The sequence below is a fragment of the Pseudomonas asgharzadehiana genome (assembly GCF_019139815.1).
Classification (GTDB): domain Bacteria; phylum Pseudomonadota; class Gammaproteobacteria; order Pseudomonadales; family Pseudomonadaceae; genus Aquipseudomonas; species Aquipseudomonas asgharzadehiana.
The window spans coordinates 5,732,711-5,750,718 of sequence record NZ_CP077079.1 but is presented as its reverse complement, the minus strand read 5'-3'; the positions used below and the strand labels follow the sequence as shown (position 1 = coordinate 5,750,718).

At 59.7% G+C, this 18,008-nt stretch carries 13 protein-coding genes and 1 tRNA gene; 3 read left to right on the top strand and 11 right to left on the bottom strand.

Annotation, left to right across the window (positions count from 1 at the left end; genetic code table 11):
• The 7 genes from KSS96_RS26175 to rpsU form a co-directional block, all read right to left on the bottom strand.
• Entirely contained in the window at positions 1-1,704 is a 1,704-nt protein-coding gene (locus KSS96_RS26175; RefSeq protein WP_017530793.1) for a flavin monoamine oxidase family protein, read from the bottom strand.
• 146 nt (positions 1,705-1,850) lie between these two features.
• On the bottom strand, positions 1,851-2,297 hold the full coding sequence (locus tag KSS96_RS26170; protein ID WP_017530794.1) for an Lrp/AsnC family transcriptional regulator: 447 nt from the start codon (positions 2,295-2,297) through the stop codon (positions 1,851-1,853).
• Positions 2,298-2,548: 251 nt separating this feature from the next.
• Positions 2,549-2,625: transfer RNA gene (locus KSS96_RS26165), tRNA-Ile, on the bottom strand.
• A gap of 15 nt (positions 2,626-2,640) precedes the next feature.
• On the bottom strand, positions 2,641-6,384 hold the full coding sequence (locus tag KSS96_RS26160) for an EAL domain-containing protein (RefSeq protein ID WP_065879379.1): 3,744 nt from the start codon (positions 6,382-6,384) through the stop codon (positions 2,641-2,643).
• Positions 6,385-6,520: 136 nt separating this feature from the next.
• A complete protein-coding gene (gene rpoD / locus KSS96_RS26155) occupies positions 6,521-8,371 on the bottom strand; it encodes an RNA polymerase sigma factor RpoD (RefSeq protein ID WP_135196588.1) in 1,851 nt (616 codons plus the stop codon).
• 67 nt (positions 8,372-8,438) lie between these two features.
• A complete protein-coding gene (dnaG, locus tag KSS96_RS26150; protein ID WP_135196589.1) occupies positions 8,439-10,406 on the bottom strand; it encodes a DNA primase in 1,968 nt (655 codons plus the stop codon).
• A 444-nt stretch (positions 10,407-10,850) separates the two neighbouring features.
• Positions 10,851-11,066 (bottom strand): 30S ribosomal protein S21, encoded by a 216-nt coding sequence (rpsU, locus tag KSS96_RS26145; protein ID WP_002551877.1) that lies wholly within the window; start codon positions 11,064-11,066, stop codon positions 10,851-10,853.
• A 202-nt stretch (positions 11,067-11,268) separates the two neighbouring features.
• Between rpsU and tsaD the strand changes: the two genes are divergently transcribed.
• Positions 11,269-12,294 (top strand): tRNA (adenosine(37)-N6)-threonylcarbamoyltransferase complex transferase subunit TsaD, encoded by a 1,026-nt coding sequence (gene tsaD / locus KSS96_RS26140; RefSeq protein ID WP_017530798.1) that lies wholly within the window; start codon positions 11,269-11,271, stop codon positions 12,292-12,294.
• A gap of 31 nt (positions 12,295-12,325) precedes the next feature.
• Here the strand turns inward: tsaD and plsY are convergent, their stop codons facing one another.
• Entirely contained in the window at positions 12,326-12,895 is a 570-nt protein-coding gene (gene plsY, locus KSS96_RS26135) for a glycerol-3-phosphate 1-O-acyltransferase PlsY (RefSeq protein WP_017530799.1), read from the bottom strand.
• A gap of 72 nt (positions 12,896-12,967) precedes the next feature.
• Here plsY and folB point away from each other — a divergent pair, with 72 nt between their 5' ends.
• Together folB and folK are read left to right on the top strand one after the other, a co-directional pair.
• Entirely contained in the window at positions 12,968-13,321 is a 354-nt protein-coding gene (gene folB, locus KSS96_RS26130; RefSeq protein WP_017530800.1) for a dihydroneopterin aldolase, read from the top strand.
• Complete coding sequence (gene folK / locus KSS96_RS26125) at positions 13,312-13,830, top strand: 2-amino-4-hydroxy-6-hydroxymethyldihydropteridine diphosphokinase (protein ID WP_017530801.1); 519 nt, start codon at positions 13,312-13,314, stop codon at positions 13,828-13,830. Before folB ends, folK begins: the two co-directional genes overlap by 10 nt.
• 6 nt (positions 13,831-13,836) lie before the next feature.
• Here the strand turns inward: folK and KSS96_RS26120 are convergent, their stop codons facing one another.
• The 3 genes from KSS96_RS26120 to KSS96_RS26110 all read right to left on the bottom strand — a co-directional run bounded on the left by KSS96_RS26120 (position 13,837) and on the right by KSS96_RS26110 (position 17,960).
• On the bottom strand, positions 13,837-15,063 hold the full coding sequence (locus KSS96_RS26120) for a multifunctional CCA addition/repair protein (RefSeq protein WP_017530802.1): 1,227 nt from the start codon (positions 15,061-15,063) through the stop codon (positions 13,837-13,839).
• A gap of 63 nt (positions 15,064-15,126) precedes the next feature.
• Positions 15,127-16,692 carry a SpoVR family protein gene (locus KSS96_RS26115; RefSeq protein WP_065879381.1) on the bottom strand — a complete coding sequence of 522 codons (1,566 nt, stop codon included), beginning with the start codon at positions 16,690-16,692 and terminating at the stop codon, positions 15,127-15,129.
• The gene (locus tag KSS96_RS26110) at positions 16,689-17,960 is read right to left on the bottom strand and encodes a YeaH/YhbH family protein (protein ID WP_003194735.1); all 1,272 of its coding nucleotides are present in this window, start codon (positions 17,958-17,960) and stop codon (positions 16,689-16,691) included. The genes KSS96_RS26115 and KSS96_RS26110 overlap by 4 nt, the downstream gene beginning before the upstream one ends.
• Positions 17,961-18,008 lie beyond the last annotated feature (48 nt).

The following is an 18,008-nucleotide window of genomic DNA, read 5'->3' as shown; positions in this document are numbered from 1 at the left end:
TTAATCGGCCAGGGCGATCGGCCCGATCTCATCAAACACGTCGCCAGGCCCTGGGTTCTCGGCGTGGGTGCTGCCGCCGAAGTGAGTCATGATGCCCCACACGGCGTTCAGTGAGGTTTGTACGGCGCCCTCGACCCAGGCGGGTGTCCATGAGACGTCGTCACCGGCGATAAAAATCCCACGTTGTTCGGCGGGCATGTCTTTTTGCATAAAGTGCGCGTACATCCGCTGGTTGTAGCGATAGTGGCCGGGCAACGCGCCCTTGAAGGCCCCGAGGAAATGGGGGTCGGCCTCCCAGGATACGGTGATCGGGTCGCCGATGATGCGCGCCTTGATATCGACTTTCGGGTAGATCTTCTTCAATGCATCGAGGGCCAGCTTCACCCGTTTATCGATAGGTTGCGGCAGCATTTTCAGCGCGTCGCTCATCCACGAGTACGACAGGCAGATCACGCCCGGCTTGTCGTCCCCGTTGTCGAACAAATACGTGCCGCGGGTCAGGCGGTCGGTGAGGGTCATGCTCATCAGGTCGCGGCCGGTTTGCGGGTCTTTGTCTTTCCAGAACGGGCGATCGACCATCACGAAGGTTTTCGACGATTGCATGTAGCGCGTGCGGTCCAGGGCCATCCACATCTTTTGCGAAAACAGGGTTTCGTCGCACTCGATCTGGGTGGTCAGCAGCCAGCTCTGGCAGGTGGTGAGCACGGCGGCGTATTCGCGGGTGTCGCCATAGTTATCGGTCACCGCGAAGCGGCCACCCTCAGCGTGGGCAATCCGCTTGACCCCCGCGCGAGGCGCGCCGCTGTGCAGCGAACTGAGGCTGGTGCCGGCCGGCCAGTGGGCGCAGCGCTCCGGCACATGACGCCAGATGCCCATGGGCACTTGCGCCACGCCGCCGACCACCAGGTGCTGGTGGTCGTCGCAGTTGGTCATCACTACGCGAAAGATTTCCAGCATTGAGTTGGGGAAGTCCGAGTCCCAGCCGCCGGTGCCGAAACCCACCTGGCCGAACACTTCACGGTGATGGAACGACAGCTTGGCGAAGGCCTTGGAGGTGGCGACGAAATCATAGAAAGTGCGGTCGTCCCACAGCGGCACCAGTTTATTCCACAGTGCTTTGAGACGCGGTACGTCACGGTCGCGGATGGCTTGCTGGATATCGCCGAACTGCGAGCCGGCTTCCAGGGCATCGGCCCAGGCGTCGGCTACTTCCTGGAATAAGGTAGGCAAGTCGGCCAGTTTTTGTGCGTAGTGGGTCTGGCCTTCGAGGTCGATCACCGTGCTGCCGGAGGCCGGGGTCAACGGGTTGGGAAACGGTTTGGTGTGAAGGCCGAGCTTGTCGACATAGTGATAAAACGCTGTGGACGACACCGGGAACCGCATGCCGCCGAGCTCTGCGATGATGCCTTCGGCGCCTTCGAAGGCCTGGGAGCGCAGGCGGCCGCCCATTTTCGAGGCTTCGTATACCACGGGCTTGAGCCCCAGCTTCATCAGCTCATAGGCCGCCACCAGCCCGGCAATACCGGCGCCGACAATCGCCACCTCGGCACCATGGTGTTCGGTGGGAATGCTGCCCAGGCCGGCGGGGTGCTCGATCCAGTCATCGAACGCAAACGGGAAGTCCGGGCCGAAGATGGTGATGGGTTTTTTACCGTCTGCTGGGTGACGATTGGTCTTGCTGAGGGTACTGGACGGAATGCTCATGGCTGACCTTACTGACGACTCGGCGGGATTTGGCCCGTTGAGTATAGGAAAAGATGGCAGCCAGTTTAGGGAGCATAGCGCTCGTTAATAAGACGCAAAGTGTCGTCGGAATGGATTGTTTTCAGTCGTAGTGACGAATGAGTTGGTCAGAGTGGTTGGCCGCGATCCAATTTGTTACTGAGGATGATCGAGGTAGTGGTTTTCTCCACGCCATCGACGCCGCCGATCTGGTCGAGCAGTTGGTCCAGCTGGCCCGGCGAGTCGGTGCGCAGCCAGGCCACGTAATCAAACTCGCCGCTCACCGCGCATAACTGCTGCACCTGAGCCATGGCGCTCAGCCTGCGCAGCACTTCCTTGCCCGAACGCGGCTGCACGGTGATACCCACATAGGCCTGCAAACCGCCGTCCACCACACGTTGGCCAAGACGGACGCCGTAACCGGTGATCACCTGGGTTTTCTCCAGCCGCGCCAAGCGCGACGTCACCGTAGTGCGCGCGATGCCTAACTGCCGGGCAAGCATGGCCACGCTTTCGCGGGCGTTGATCTGCAAGGCGGCGATCAACTGGCGATCGATTTCATCCAAGACAGGCAAGGGAGGCTCCGTAACGGGGGGCAATGGGCATGCATGTTACAGGCTTGCATCGGACTTGAGGCGGGCGTTCCCGCCGCAAAGCTACGCGCATGGAGGTTTGACCTGATGGACCTCGCACCTTTGCACCTGGCCATTGCGCCACTTTTACGCTGATGTCTTCGGCATTGCGTGGTGCAAGGGCGCTCCAGTAGCGCCAGGTCGTTGCCAGCCACCCAGACACACAAAAGCCGCGCAATGCGCGGCTTTGGAGTTGGTGGGCCCACACGGACTTGAACCGTGGACCAAAGGATTATGAGTCCTCTGCTCTGACCAACTGAGCTATAGGCCCTTAACAGGTCGCGGATTATAACGATGGTTTCTCCAGTGTGCTATCCGAAAAATCCTCAAGGCTTATACGAAGGAAGGAAGCGGCGAAAAGCTCCGGTGGCAGGGGCAGGCTGACGATGTAGCCTTGCATCTGCTCACAGCCTTCGGCGGCCAGGAAGGCTTGTTGCGCGCAGTTCTCCACACCTTCGGCGATGATGGTGAATTGCATGCTGTGGCCCAGGGCGATGATGGCGCGCACGATGGCGGCGTCGTGGGGGTCGTCGGGCAGGCCGCGGACGAAGGACTGGTCGATTTTCAGGAAGTCCAGAGGCAGGCGCTTGAGGTAGCTGAGGGACGAGTAGCCGGTGCCGAAGTCATCGATCGCCAGTTGCACGCCCAGGTGTTTGAGTTGATGCAGGACCTCCAGCGCCTCCTCGGCCTGGCTCATGATGAAGTTTTCGGTGATTTCCAGTTGCAGGCAGCCGGGTTCCAGGTGGTAGTCGCGCAGTAGCTGTTCGATGCGGCCCAGCAGGCCGGGGTGGCGCAGTTGCGCGCCGGCGAGGTTGACCGACAGCGGGCCGAAATCATCGAAGCGGCCCTGCCAGGCGTGCAGTTGTCGGCAGGCATGTTCGAGTACCCAATCGCCAATTTGCAGGATCATGCCGTTCTCTTCGGCCAGGGCGATGAAGTGTTCGGGAGGAACCTCGCCAAAGGTCGGGTGATGCCAGCGGATCAAGGCTTCGGCGCCGATCAGTTCGTGGGTTTTCAGGCTCAGTTTTGGTTGGTAGTAGAGGCTCAGTTCCTCGCGCTCTATGGCTCGACGCAGTTCGTGCTCGAGTGCCACGCGCTCTTTTGCCTGGGCCGTGAGGTCGCGGGTATAGCATTCAACGCGGTTACGGCCCTTGGCCTTGGAGCGATACATGGCGGCGTCGGCGTTTTTGACCAGGGTGGCGACGTCGGTGCCGTCCTGTGGATACAGGCTGGTGCCGATGCTGGCACTGATGAAGAACTCGTGCTCGCCGGCCTGGAACGGTGGGATAAAACAGGCCAGCAGTTTATTCGCCAATTGCTCGGCATCGCTGGGGTGTTGCAGGCCGGGCAGCAGAATGATGAATTCATCGCCGCCCAGGCGAGCGACGGTGTCGATGTCGCGCAGTTGCTCCTTGAGGCGTACCGCGATGTCTTTGAGCAGCAGGTCGCCGATCGGATGGCCGAGGCTGTCGTTGATGTGTTTGAAGCGATCCAGGTCGAGAAACAGCACCGCGCCCTGTTTGCCGGTTTCTTGATGGCCGTTGAGGGCGGCCTGCAAGCGGCTTTCAAACAGTGTGCGGTTCGGCAGGCCGGTCAGCGGATCGTGATGTGCCTGGTAGTCCAGGCGCGCCTGAGCCAGCTTGAGGCTGGAGATATCGGCAAACACCGCAACGAAGTGGGTGGTCGATTGATCGTGGTTGCGCACGGCGCTGATGGTCAGCCAACTGGGGTATAGCTCGCCGTTCTTGCGACGGTTGGAAATTTCCCCCTGCCAATGGCCCTGGGCCGTCAATTGGTGCCACATCGCCGCGTAGAACGCGCTGTCATGCAGGCCCGAGGCAAGCAGCCGCGGCGTTTGGCCGAGGGCTTCGGCTTCGCTGTAACCGGTGATCTCGCTGAAGGCGCGGTTGACGGCGCTGATGTTCTGCTCGGTGTCGGTGATCAACACGCCCTCGGCGGTGCTTTCGAAAACGGTGGCGGCCTGCTGCAGTTTCTCCTGCATCAGTTGGCGTTCGGTGATGTCGCGGGCAATGGTCAGCATGCAGTCGTCATCGCCGATGGGCAGCGGCCGGCTGGACACTTCACACAGGCGGATCTGTCCATCGGCGCGACGGATATGACAGATGAAGTCGCGCACAAAACCGTCGCGATGCATCAGCTCCAGCATGTGTTTGCGCTCGTTGAGATCGACCCAGATACCCAGTTCCAAAGTGGACTGGTCCAGAGAGTTGGCTGCGGTGAAGCCGGTAATGCGGCTGAAGCCCTCGTTGACCTCGATCAGCAGCCCGTCGTGCTGGCGGCTCAGCAGCAGGCCATCGGGCGAGGCGTGGAAGGCTTTGGCAAACTTCTCTTCGGAGGTTTGCAACTGTTGCTGGGTTTCCTTGAGTTGGGTGATATCGCGAACCACTACCACGATGGCTTCGACCGTATCGAGTTGGAACGGCTCTGCGGAGATCAGCCCGGTAAAGGCCTGACCGTTGCTGCGCAGGAAAGGCATTTCCAGGTTGCGAATACTGGCGGTCTGGACCCGCTTCAGCAATTCAGGGCCGATGCCCGGAATGCCCCATATTTCCAGTTCCGTGCCGTTGCGACCGATTACCTGCGCTGCGCTGAGGCCAATTTGGTCTTCGAAGGCTTTATTGACCTCCAGCAAGCAGCCATCGGACAGCCGGGCAATGACCAGGATATCCGGGCATTGCTGGAATACTGAGGCGAACTTCTGTTCAGAAAGCCGCAGCGCTTCCTCGGTGCGCTTGGCCTCGCTGATATCGATCATCAGACCGCGCAGTACAGGTTCATGGCCGTGTTCGATCAGGCTGACGATGTCGCGCACCCACAAGCAGCGGCCATCGGCGGTGATTACCCGGTAATCGATGCTGTGGTCACGGTTGGCGCGGGTTTCACGGTAGCAATAGGCTTCGGCGCGGGTCAGGTCGGCGGGGTGAATGATGTTGCGCCAGAAGCCTGGAATCAGCCAATGGGCGCGTGGGTAGCCGAGCAGGTCCTCGGCATGGGGCGACACATAGCTGTAGGTGAAATCGGTGATGCTGGCTTCCCAGGCAATGGCCGACAAGCTCTCTACCAGGCCGCGATAGTGGTACTCGCTGCTGCGCAATTCCTGCTCGAGGGCGACGCGCCGGGAAATTTCCGAGCTGAGCCGGCGATTGATCCGAATCACGATGGCCAATACGGTGCTCAACAGCAGCACGGCGGGCAAGCCGTACATGAGCAAGTCGTTCCAGAAGGTGCGGTTATCGGTGACGCTGCCTACCCAGTGTTGCTGGATAGCGTCGGTTTCGGTCGGGCTGAGGTCGGCCAGGACTTTGTCCAGAATGCCCACCAGCATTTTGTCGTCCCTTGGCACGCCCATCGCCAATTGGTAGCGGTAGGGCGTTTCGCCACTGACGTACAAGCCGTCAAGCTTGAGTTCTCGCAGGCTCCAGACACTGGACGCCAGGTCGCTGACCACCGCGTCCACTTCGCCGGTCGCCAGGGCCTGCAGTGTGGAGCTGACATTCGGCAGCGCCACCAAGTTGAGGTCGGGGTGATGGGTGCGCAGCAACTCGTGGGGGGCGTAGTTTTCCACCACGGCAATTTTCAGCCCATACAGGTCCTTGAGATTGCGCGGCCGTGCGCCGCCTTCATGGGCAAGAATCACCATCGGGAAGTCGATATAAGGGCGAGTGAAGGCCAGGTAGTTCTGGCGTTCCGGCGTCGACATGATGCTGGGGATAAGGTCGAGACGATTGCTTCGAGCCATTTCCAGGACCGCCCCCCAATTTGGCGGCTCGACCAGCTTGATGCGCACGCCCAGGCGGTCCTGGATCAGGCGTACATAGTCCGCCGATAAGCCGTGGTAGCGGCCATCTTCATCGCGGTATTCGAACGGTGGCCATGAGGCATCTACCCCAAGGCTCAACTCCTGATGGTCCGCCAGCCAGCTACGCTCATCATCGGTAAGCGTCAACGCGCCAGCCGTTGCGGTCCAGGTCAGCAGCGACAGCAGTATCACGGTCGGCAATCTGGGCATAACGGTCTCGTTATGGCACGGGGGAATGTCACGAGTGTAGACGGGCATTTCAGGGGAGGGGTGTTGCGAGGGCGGTTAATCTATAGAAAGCAATTTATACATAGCAAAACCCCCGGCCTGGGCCGGGGGTCTGGGGTCACTCGTCGAGGAAGGAGCGCAGATGCTCGCTTCGCGTCGGGTGGCGCAACTTGCGCAACGCCTTGGCTTCGATCTGACGGATCCGCTCACGGGTCACGTCAAACTGCTTACCGACTTCCTCAAGGGTGTGGTCGGTATTCATGTCGATGCCGAAACGCATGCGCAGTACCTTGGCTTCACGGGCAGTGAGGCCGGACAGTACGTCGCGAGTCGCTTCCTTAAGGCTCTCAACAGTGGCGACATCGATTGGCGACTGCATCGTCGAGTCTTCGATGAAGTCACCCAGATGGGAGTCTTCGTCATCACCGATCGGGGTTTCCATGGAGATCGGCTCTTTAGCGATCTTCAATACCTTGCGGATTTTATCCTCAGGCATTTCCATGCGTTCGCCCAACTCTTCCGGGGTCGGTTCGCGACCCATTTCCTGCAACATCTGCCGGGAAATACGGTTGAGCTTGTTGATGGTCTCGATCATGTGCACCGGAATACGGATGGTGCGGGCCTGGTCGGCGATCGAGCGAGTGATCGCCTGACGGATCCACCAGGTGGCATAAGTCGAGAACTTGTAGCCGCGACGGTATTCGAATTTATCCACAGCCTTCATCAAGCCGATATTGCCTTCCTGGATCAGATCGAGGAATTGCAGGCCACGGTTGGTGTACTTCTTGGCAATGGAGATCACCAGACGCAAGTTCGCTTCAACCATCTCTTTCTTCGCGCGGCGGGCCTTGGCCTCACCGATCGACATGCGACGGTTGATGTCCTTGATCTCGGCAATCGTCAGACCGGTCTCGGTCTCAAGTGCAGTCAGCTTCTGCTGGCAACGGATGATGTCCGGCTGCAGGCGACCAATGGCTTCGGCGTACTTCGCCTTGCCTTTGGCCAGCGCGTCGCTCCAGCTTTCGTCAACTTCGTTGCCCGGGAACTGGCGCAGGAAGTCGGTACGCGGCATGCGCGCATCACGAACACAGAGCTGCATGATCGCGCGCTCTTGTGCACGCAGACGCTCAAGGGCGCTACGAACACGTTCAACCAGGCCTTCGAATTGCTTCGGTACCAGCTTGATCGGCATGAACAGCTCAGCCAGGGCCAACAGTTCGGCGATTGCCTGCTTGTTGGAGCGGCCGTGCTTTTTCAGCGCCTTGCGGGTGATTTCCATTTGGTCGGAAACCGCACCGAAACGCTGGGCAGCGACGATCGGGTCTGGACCGCTTTCGACTTCTTCTTCGTCGTCGCTGCTGGCTTCAGCATCGTCGTCATCGGAATCGTCGTCGGCTTTCACGGCTTTCGCATCGACAGGCGGCGGCACTTCGGCAGCCGGTGGCGCAATGCCGTCGTCCGGGTCGATATAACCGCTCAGGACGTCGGACAGGCGGCCACCTTCGGTGGTGACGCGAGTGTACTCGGAGAGAATGTGGTCAACCGTGCCAGGGAAGTGCGCGATTGCGCCCATCACTTCACGGATGCCCTCTTCGATACGCTTGGCGATTTCGATCTCGCCTTCGCGTGTCAGCAACTCGACGGTACCCATTTCACGCATATACATGCGCACAGGGTCAGTCGTGCGACCGATGTCGGTCTCCACCGCGGCCAACGCGGCAGCGGCTTCTTCAGCGGCTGCCTCGTCGGTATCGGCGTCGGCCAACATAAGGGCGTCCGCATCCGGAGCACTCTCGTGTACGGGGATCCCCATGTCATTAATCATGCGGATGATGTCTTCCACCTGCTCAGGATCTGAAATATCCTCAGGCAGGTGATCGTTGACCTCTGCGTAAGTCAGATACTTCTGCTCACGACCAAGGGTGATCAACTCTTTGATACGAGACTGCTGTTGCGCTTTTCCGGACATAACACCCTATCCACTGAAGGTCTTGGCGGGCAAAAAACAAGCCGAGGATTATACCCGAGCTATGACCTCACACGCCAGCTGAGGTCGGGTTTGATGCGGAAACATTCTGTTTTAAGAGGTCGCGCATCTGTTTTGCTATCTGAATTTGCTCTTCAGCCGATAATCCCGGCTGCCTTGCTCTCTTGATGAGGTCGTCGAGGGTCTGCGTGTGCTGACCCGCGGATAACCTAGTAATGGTGTCTAAAAACTGTTGTTCAAGGTTGTCGCCGTCAATTAGCCACTCCTTTTCCGCGAGCGCTTTCAACAAGCGGCCTTGCTCCGTGCCGTGCCAGCGAGCCATCAGCTGAATAGAGTTTAGCTTAGGATTTTTCTGCACGGCTTCGATCAGTGCGATCAGCACCTGCGCGTAGGTATTGCTCTCGTTGGCAAAATGCTCGGCACTTTCGACCTTTTCCGCCAATTGCGGGTGGTGAATGAGTGTGCGCAGGGCGATCAGCGTGGGGGCCTCTACGGCAACCGGCGTGCGCGGGGCGTAGGCCTCGTCGCGATCACCGCGCTTGCCGTTCTTGCTCCAGGGTTTCTTGTCCCATTTCTTGCCGCCGGCACCTGGCTTTTTTGGCGTCCATTCCTGCTGGGGTGCGTAGGCATCCTGCGGCTGGAAATCGGAATAGTCCGGCATGGCGTCGTAATCCATGCCTGGATCGTAGGCCGGTGGAGCATCCTGCGGCGCGCTGTGCACCAGCTGGCTGACGGCTTCGCCACTCAGGCCAGTGATTTCCAGCAAGCGCTGGCGCATCAGGGTGCGCAGGTTCGCGCCGGGCACCTTGTCGATCAGCGGCGCGGCGAGGGTGGCCATGTGTGCCTTGCCCTCGAGGGAGCGCGGGTCGGCTTCTTCGGTTAGTTGCTGGAAGAAGTAATCCGCCAGCGGCTGTGCATGTTGATTGATGCGCGCGCGGAATGCATCGGTGCCTTCGGAGCGCACCAGGGTGTCCGGGTCTTCGCCTTCGGGCAGGAACAGAAAGCGTGCGCGGCGCCCATCCTGCAGGCTCGTCAGCGTAGCTTCGAGGGCGCGCCAGGCAGCGTTGCGGCCGGCCTGGTCGCCGTCGAAACAGAACAAAACGCTCGGCACCACGCGGAACAGGCGCTTCATGTGTTCTTCGCTGGTGGCGGTGCCGAGGGTGGCTACCGCGTTGCGCAAGCCCTGTTGGGCGAGGGCGATCACATCCATATAGCCCTCAACCACAATGATTTCATCGAGGTTGCGGTTGTTCTTGCGCGCTTCGAACAGGCCGTAGAGTTCCTGGCCCTTGTGGAACACTGGGGTTTCCGGAGAGTTGAGGTACTTGGGCTTGTCGTCACCCAGCACTCGGCCACCGAACGCGATGATGCGGCCGCGGCTGTCGCGGATCGGGAACATCACACGGTCGCGGAAGCGGTCGTAGCGCTTGCCGGTCTCGGCGTTCTCCACCAGGAGGCCGGCGTCGATCATGGCTTTTTGCTGAAGCGTGTCGCTGCTCAGGTGTTTGTACAGGTTGTCCCAGCCGGGCGGGGCGAAACCGAGGCCGAAGTCGCGGGCGATTTCACCGGTAAGGCCGCGGCCCTTGAGGTAGTCGACGGCCGCCTTGCGCTGCGGATGGCTTTTGAGTGCCTGGCGATAAAAATCAGCCGCGGCGGTCAGCAGCGGGTACAACGGCGAGTCTGTGGGTTGCCGGGGTTTGTGCGGGCGTCCACTTTCTTCGCGGGGGATTTCCATGCCTGCGGCTTTTGCCAGTTCCTCGACGGCCTGGGGGAAGTCCAGGTTGTCGTGGTCCATGATGAAGCCGAGGGCATTGCCGCCCGCTCCGCAGCCGAAGCAGTAATAGAACTGCTTGTCGGGGCTTACGCTGAATGACGGGGTTTTTTCTTTATGAAACGGGCAGCAGGCGGTGTAGTTCTTGCCGGCTTTTTTCATTTGCAGGCGCGAGCTGACAACATCGACGATGTCGGTGCGGTTCAGAAGGTCGTCAATAAAGCTCTGGGGAATTAGCCCGGCCATGGCGTTCTCGTCATCACTGCGTGTAAATGAGGGCCCGTAAAAAGCTCAAGCGCACCTATCGAATGGCTCGACCATCAATCATCTGCTTGGGCTGTCTGGAAGTGTATCTGCCGAACATTTGCTGACGTTAGTTTCTATCAGTGTCCGGCGAAGAAAAGTTGCCCTGGAGTCCGGTCTCGGCCTATGGGCGGCCTCGGAAGCTCATCAATGGGCACAGCCGACACAGTTGATCGTCTGCTTGAAGAATAGGTGTGCTCGTCAGTAGCCTTGTTAGGCTCGTCAGAAGAGACGTGCACCGCTGGCAGAAAGCCAGTCCTGACGTGTGAAGCAGTTGTCTCGGTCGCGTGTGCGGCGTCGACGATGAAGCATCAAGCGATATCCGCAAATGCCAACAGCCCGGCTGAGGGCCGGGCTTGGCAGAAGCTTGCTACGAGCGTCTGTGTATTAGTACAGACGAACGGCGCGGCGCTGTTCGCGCTGAACTTTCTTAGCGTGACGCTTAACAGCGGCTGCTGCTTTACGCTTACGCTCAGAAGTTGGCTTCTCATAAAATTCGCGGCTACGAACTTCAGCCAGAACACCGGCTTTTTCGCAGGAGCGCTTGAAACGACGCAGAGCTACGTCGAAGGGTTCGTTCTCTTTTACTTTGACGGCTGGCATCCAGAGCTACCTTCTTTCATTACCGGGATCAACGTTCTCGTCGCAAAAAATTCGCGGCTGAGGTCGTCGGTTTTTAAGGGTTGCGGATGTTAACCCCTCATTGGCAGGAATGCAAAGCCTCTGATCGAAAACCGCTAGTCGGGAGGGGGAGTGGCGACTATTATGCGCGCCTTCGAATTTAGCCTCTACAAGGCGCAAACCCATGCTAGTACTGGGACTTGAAACCTCCTGCGACGAAACCGGTGTCGCACTTTACGACAGTGAACGCGGGCTTTTGGCCGATGCACTGTTCAGTCAGATCGACTTGCATCGCGCCTATGGTGGCGTGGTGCCGGAGCTGGCCAGTCGTGATCACGTCAAGCGCATGCTGCCGTTGATCCGCCAGGTGCTGGACGAGGCCGGTTGCGTGCCGACCGAGATCGATGCCATCGCCTACACCGCCGGCCCTGGATTGGTCGGAGCCCTGTTGGTTGGGGCTTCTTGCGCCCAGGCGCTGGCGTTTGCCTGGGGCATTCCAGCCTTGGGAGTACACCACATGGAGGGCCATTTACTGGCGCCCATGCTGGAAAAAACACCGCCGCAGTTCCCGTTCGTCGCTTTGTTGGTTTCGGGCGGCCATACGCAGTTGGTTCAGGTCGACGGGATCGGTCAATACACGTTGTTGGGCGAGTCTCTGGACGACGCTGCCGGCGAAGCCTTCGACAAAACCGCGAAGATGATGGGCCTCAATTATCCCGGTGGCCCGGAAATCGCGCGCCTCGCCGAAAAAGGCGTTGCCGGCCGCTTCACCTTCCCGCGCCCGATGTGCGATCGCCCTGGCCTGATGTTCAGCTTCAGCGGCCTGAAAACCTCCGCACTCAATACCTGGCAGCACAGCGTCAGCGCCGGGGACGACAGTGAGCAAGCCCGTTGCGACATCGCGCTGGCGTTCCAGCAGGCCGTGGTGGAGACTTTGACCATCAAGTGCAAGCGTGCCCTGAAACAAGCGGGTATGAAGCGCCTGGTGATCGCCGGCGGCGTCAGCGCCAATAAGGCCTTGCGTGCCTCGCTGGAAAAAATGCTCGGTGATATGAAGGGCGATGTGTTTTACGCGCGCCCGGAGTTCTGCACCGACAATGGCGCGATGATCGCCTATGCCGGATGCCAGCGCCTGCAGGCCGGGCAGCACGAAAGCCTGGCGATCAGCGTGCAGGCACGCTGGCCGATGGAGCAGTTGTCACCGTTATAGGTTCAACCTGAGCCGGGCTCATCAGGAGTATTTAAAAATGCCGTTCGCGCCCGGCAAACAGGTCGCGTAGATTGCCGCGGTGGCGCCAGACGATCAGCAGTGTCAGCACGCTCATCGGCAGCAGCGCCGCCGGTTCTTGCCAGGCCAGCAATGGCAGGGTGAGCGGTGTGGCGATCAGCGCCGCCAACGAGCTGGTGCGGGTCAGGTAGAACGTCAGCAGCCATGCGACAACGGCCAGTAACGCTGCCGGTGGGTAGATTCCCAGCAGCATGCCGGCTGCCGTGGCGACGCCTTTGCCACCGCGAAAGCGGAAGTACAGTGGAAACAGATGGCCCAGGACGGCGCACACGCCTACCCAGGCCTGCTGTTGCAGGGTAAGGCCGGCGAGGCTTGCGATCAGCACGGGCAAAAGGCCCTTGCACACGTCGCCCAGCAGCGTCAGCACAGCGAGTTTCTTGCCGGCCAGGCGCAACATGTTGGTGGCGCCGGCATTGCCGGAGCCACCCATTCGCGGGTCGGGGTTTCCCGTCAAGCGGCTGAGCACAATGGCGAAGGACAGCGAGCCGAGCAGGTAGGCGAGAATCGCCAGTGACCAAAACATGCTAACTATTCCGGGCGAGGACGCCCTGATTCTAACGGGGCATTGCGCCCTTGTCGTGCTGCGGAGAAGAGCGTGGACAGAGTGTTTATCGAAGGCCTGGAAGTCGACACCGTGATCGGGGCCTACGACTGGGAGCGTGGGATCCGTCAATGCCTGCGCCTGGACCTGAGCTTCGCCTGGGACAATCGCCCGGCCGCCGCCGGTGACGACCTGACCCTGGCGCTGGATTACGCCAGCGTATCCGCACGTATCCAGGCCTTTGCCGAGCAAACCCAATACCAATTGGTGGAAACTTTTGCCGAGCGCCTGGCCGAAGTGCTCATGAGTGAGTTCCAGATTCCCTGGCTGCACCTCAAACTGACCAAGCCCGGCGCCGTACCGGCTGCCAAGGGCGTGGGCGTGGAGATCGAGCGCGGATGTCGCTGACTCAGGTTTACCTTGGCCTCGGTAGCAATATCGAGCGCGAGGCCCATTTGTGCGCCGGCCTTGATGCGCTGGCGAACGTGCTGACCGATATGCGCTGCTCCGCGGTGTTCGAAAGCCAGCCGGTGGGCATCAAAAGTGGGCCGTTCTTCAATTTGGTGGTGTCGGCGTATACCGACCTGCCGTTGATGGAGTTGGACCGTCGTCTCAAGCTCATCGAAGCCGACAATGGTCGCTATGCGCCGGATCGCAAGGGTTTGCCGTTGGATATCGACGTGCTGCTGTACGGCGAAATGGTGGGCGATTTCGACGGTTTGGTCCTGCCCCGCGCAGAGATCCTGAAAAACGCCTTTGTGTTGTGGCCGCTGTCGATGATGGCGCCGGACCGTGTGCATCCTGGGGCAGGCAAGACCATGGCCGAGCTGTGGCGCGACGCGGACATCGACCAAGTGCTGGCGCCTGTCGCGTTTGAGTGGCAGGGCCGGCAACTGACGCCGAGTGAGTTTGTGTAGGTCTTTCTAGGAAGCAAGTTCCTTATAGGTCTGCAATGCCTTGAGCCGCTCGCGCTTCAGGGCTTCTCCGAGCGCCGGGCCTTTGAAACCTTTCTCCAGCAACGGCGCCACCGCCACCTCCCGCGCTGCCTGCGCCGCGGCGCGCAAGTAGCCCGCCTGTGGATAACTGCGCTGTTCAAAGCCCTTGCGCCCGCGGGCGTCCATTTCACAGGCCACCACAAACTCTTCAAAGCGCTGCGGCCTTCGGTACACGTCAAAACTCTGCAGCAAATCCAGCAATGTCGAGGCTTTGAGTTCCAGGGCGCGGTGGCAGTGGGTGTGATATTGGCCCACCAGCAAGGCCAGTTCCTGACAATCCTTGGGTACCTTGAAGCGTTCGTTGACCGCCTTGATCAGCTTCAGCCCGCGATGCTCATGAGCAATGTGCTGCGGCAACTTATCCACAGGCGTCAGGCCCTTGCCCAAATCGTGCAGCAGGCAGGCCCAGCGTACGGTCAGCGGTTGTTTATGAAGGGCTGCCTGTTCGAGCACGCTCAAGGTGTGTATGCCGGTGTCGATCTCCGGGTGATGTGCCTCGGGTTGCGGTACGCCGAACAGCGCATCCACTTCCGGCATCAAGGTTTTCAGGGCGTTGCAGTCGCGCAGGACCTGGATAAACACCTGGGGTTGATCTTCCATCAATGCCCGGGAAATTTCCTTCCAGCTGCGCTCTGGCGTCAGTGCCTCCAGTTCCCCGGATTCGCTGAGCTGGCGCATCAGTTCGAGGGTTTCGGGGGCCACCGTAAAGCCCAAATGTGCATAGCGCGCAGCAAAGCGCGCAACGCGCAGCACTCGCAGGGGATCTTCGGCGAACGCGGGGGAAACGTGGCGCAGAATACGTGCTTGCAGGTCGCGTTGGCCGTGATAAGGGTCGGTCAGGTTGCCCTCATCGTCTTCGGCCATCGCGTTGATGGTCAGGTCGCGACGAATCAGGTCGTCTTCGAGTGTGACATCGGGGCTGGCGTGAAACACAAAGCCGCCGTAGCCCCGACCACTTTTGCGTTCGGTGCGGGCCAGGGCGTACTCGTCGCCGTTTTTCGGGTCCAGGAACACCGGGAAATCCGCGCCTACCGGCTTGAAGCCTTTGGCAAGCATCGCTTCAGCGGTCGCGCCAACGACCACGCGGTCGACATCGGTAACCGTGATGCCCAGCAAGCGATCACGCACGGCGCCGCCGACTTTGTAGATTTTCATGAAAAAGCCTCCATTAGCGGCACAGGATAACGCCTGTGCCTGACCAATGGAGGCTTTGCTGTTTCAGAGGTGAACGACGGCCAGGTCCAGGCGGCCATAGTCGTTGTCGTTATGATCGCTGCGCGGTGGGACATGGTGGGTCTTCATGACTTGGTCGCCCTGCAGGGTTTCCAGGTGGATATCAAAGCCCCACAGGCGGTGCAGGTGCTTGAGCACCTCTTCGGTGGATTCGCCCAAGGGTTTGCGGTCGTGCTGCTGATGACGCAGGGTCAGCGAGCGGTCGCCGCGCACATCAATGCTGTAGATCTGCACGTTGGGCTCACGGTTACCCAGGTTGTACTGCGCCGCCAGGGTTTCGCGAATGGTGCGGTAGCCGGGCTCATCGTGGATGGCCGGTACCATCAGGTCGTCCTTGAGGTCGTCGTCCAGGATGCTGAACAGCTTGAGATCGCGGATCACCTGAGGTGACAGGTATTGCAGGATAAAACTCTCGTCCTTGAAGCTGCTCATGGCAAATTTGAGGGTGGACAGCCAGTCGCTGCCGGCGATTTCCGGGAACCAGCGGCGGTCCTCTTCAGTGGGGTGTTCGCACATGCGCCGTATGTCGCGGTACATCGCAAAGCCCAGGGCGTAAGGGTTGATGCCGCTGTAGTACGGGCTGTCGAAGCCCGGCTGGTACACCACGCTGGTATGGGACGTGAGGAACTCCATCATGAAGCCGTCGGTGACCAGGCCCTCGTCATACAAGTCATTCATCAAGGTGTAATGCCAGAACGTTGCCCAGCCTTCGTTCATCACCTGGGTCTGGCGCTGTGGATAAAAATACTGGGCGATTTTGCGCACGATGCGCACGATCTCCCGTTGCCACGGTTCGAGCAGCGGTGCGTGTTTTTCCAGAAAATACAGGATGTTTTCCTGTGGTTCGGCGGGGAAGCGCGCATTGTCCTTATCGCTGTTCTTGCCGGCGCGCTTGGGAATGGTGCGCCAGAGATCATTGATCTGCTTTTGCAGATGCTCTTCGCGCTCCTTCTGACGCAGGCGTTCTTCCTCGGCCGAAATCGGGTATGGGCGCTTGTAGCGGTCAACGCCGTAGTTCATCAAGGCATGGCAGGAGTCGAGCAGGTCTTCCACCGCGTCGATGCCGTGGCGCTCCTCGCACTGCATGATGTACTGCTTGGCAAATACCAGGTAATCGATGATCGAACTGGCATCTGTCCACGTGCGGAACAGGTAGTTGCCCTTGAAAAAACTGTTATGCCCATAGCAGGCGTGGGCCACTACCAGTGCCTGCATGCAGATGGTGTTTTCTTCCATCAGGTAGGCGATGCACGGGTCGGAGTTGATCACGATCTCGTACGCCAGGCCCATCTGGCCGCGACTGTAGGACTTTTCGGTGCTGAGGAAGTGTTTGCCGTAGGACCAATGGTGATAGCCCAGCGGCATGCCCACCGAGGCGTATGCGTCCATCATCTGCTCGGCAGTGATCACTTCGATCTGGTTGGGGTAAGTATCCAGGGCATAACCCGCCGCAATGCGGCTGATTTCCCGGTCATAGGCCTGGATCAGCTCAAAGGTCCATTCGGACCCGGTGGAAATGGGTTGGCGCTTAGTCTCTTTTTTGGCGGTCATGTCACTAACCTGCGCTGGAAGAGTTCACGGAAGACCGGGTAGATATCGCCGGCCGAGACCAGTTGCTGTTGGGCAAACGTATCGGCAAAAGCTTCGCCGATGCGCTCGTATTCGAACCACAGGGCTTGGTGCTCACGGGGGGTAATTTCAACGTAGGTGTAATACTGCACGAACGGCATGATCTGGTTGATCAGGATGTCGCGGCAGATCGGTGAGTCGTCATTCCAGTTGTCGCCGTCGGAGGCTTGGGCGGCGTAGATGTTCCACTCGTTGGCGGGGTAGCGTTCGGCCATGATCTCCTGCATCAGCTTCAATGCGCTGGACACAATGGTGCCGCCGGTTTCCCGCGAGTAAAAAAACTCCTCTTCGTCCACTTCCCGGGCGCTGGTGTGATGTCGGATGAACACCACGTCGATCTTGTCGTAGTTCCGCTTGAGGAACAGGTACAGCAGGATGAAAAAGCGCTTGGCGATGTCCTTGGTGGCCTGGGTCATGGAGCCGGACACGTCCATCAGACAGAACATCACCGCCTTGGAGCTGGGGTTGGGCTGTTTGACCAGCAGGTTGTATTTAAGGTCAAAGGTGTCGAGGAACGGCACACGATGAATGCGTGCGCTGAGTTTCTCTATTTCCGCTTCTATTTCCTGGATATCGCCGAAGTTGTCCGGCTCTTCACGCTTGAGGCGCGCCAGCTCTTCCTTGGCTTGCTTCAATTTGGCGCGGCTGCTGCCCGACAGGGCGATACGCCGCGCATGGGCCGAGCGCAGGGTGCGGATGATGTTGATGCGCGAGGGGTTGCCCTCGTTGCTGATGCCGGCGCGCACGGTCTTGAAGGTGTCGGTGCCGGTCAGGTTGCGTTTGACCAGGTTGGGTAATTCCAGGTCTTCGAACATGAATTCGAGGAATTCTTCTTGGGTGATCTGGAATACAAACTCATCCATGCCTTCGCCAGAGTTACCGGCCTTGCCCGGGCCTTTGCCGCCACCACCACCCTGGGGGCGCTGGATATGTTCGCCGGTAGTGAACTCCTTGTTGCCTGGGTGTACGACGGTCTGTTTTCCGCCCCGGCCATGGTGCAGCACCGGTTCGTCGATATCGCGACCGGGAATGCTGATCTGTTCGCCATGTTCCATGTCGGTGATGGAACGGCGGCTGACGGCTTCTTCAACCGCCTTTTTGATGTGGTCACGGTAACGCCGCAGGAAACGCTGACGGTTTACCGTGCTCTTGTTCTTGCCATTGAGGCGTCGGTCGATCACATAGCTCATGCGGAGCCCTCCGGGCAGCTTCACGTTACAAGCTTCCAGCCGCGAGCT

What these genes read in the sequence shown, in the direction of transcription:
- KSS96_RS26175 (WP_017530793.1), bottom strand. Translation starts at nt 1,704, where the DNA reads ATGAGCATTCCGTCCAGTACCCTCAGCAAGACCAATCGTCACCCAGCA.
- plsY (WP_017530799.1), bottom strand. Translation starts at nt 12,895, where the DNA reads ATGTTTTGGTCACTGGCGATTCTCGCCTACCTGCTCGGCTCGCTGTCC.
- folK (WP_017530801.1), top strand. Translation starts at nt 13,312, where the DNA reads ATGTCGCTGACTCAGGTTTACCTTGGCCTCGGTAGCAATATCGAGCGC.
- rpsU (WP_002551877.1), bottom strand. Translation starts at nt 11,066, where the DNA reads ATGCCAGCCGTCAAAGTAAAAGAGAACGAACCCTTCGACGTAGCTCTG.
- KSS96_RS26160 (WP_065879379.1), bottom strand. Translation starts at nt 6,384, where the DNA reads ATGCCCAGATTGCCGACCGTGATACTGCTGTCGCTGCTGACCTGGACC.
- KSS96_RS26115 (WP_065879381.1), bottom strand. Translation starts at nt 16,692, where the DNA reads ATGACCGCCAAAAAAGAGACTAAGCGCCAACCCATTTCCACCGGGTCC.
- rpoD (WP_135196588.1), bottom strand. Translation starts at nt 8,371, where the DNA reads ATGTCCGGAAAAGCGCAACAGCAGTCTCGTATCAAAGAGTTGATCACC.
- dnaG (WP_135196589.1), bottom strand. Translation starts at nt 10,406, where the DNA reads ATGGCCGGGCTAATTCCCCAGAGCTTTATTGACGACCTTCTGAACCGC.
- tsaD (WP_017530798.1), top strand. Translation starts at nt 11,269, where the DNA reads ATGCTAGTACTGGGACTTGAAACCTCCTGCGACGAAACCGGTGTCGCA.
- KSS96_RS26110 (WP_003194735.1), bottom strand. Translation starts at nt 17,960, where the DNA reads ATGAGCTATGTGATCGACCGACGCCTCAATGGCAAGAACAAGAGCACG.
- KSS96_RS26120 (WP_017530802.1), bottom strand. Translation starts at nt 15,063, where the DNA reads ATGAAAATCTACAAAGTCGGCGGCGCCGTGCGTGATCGCTTGCTGGGC.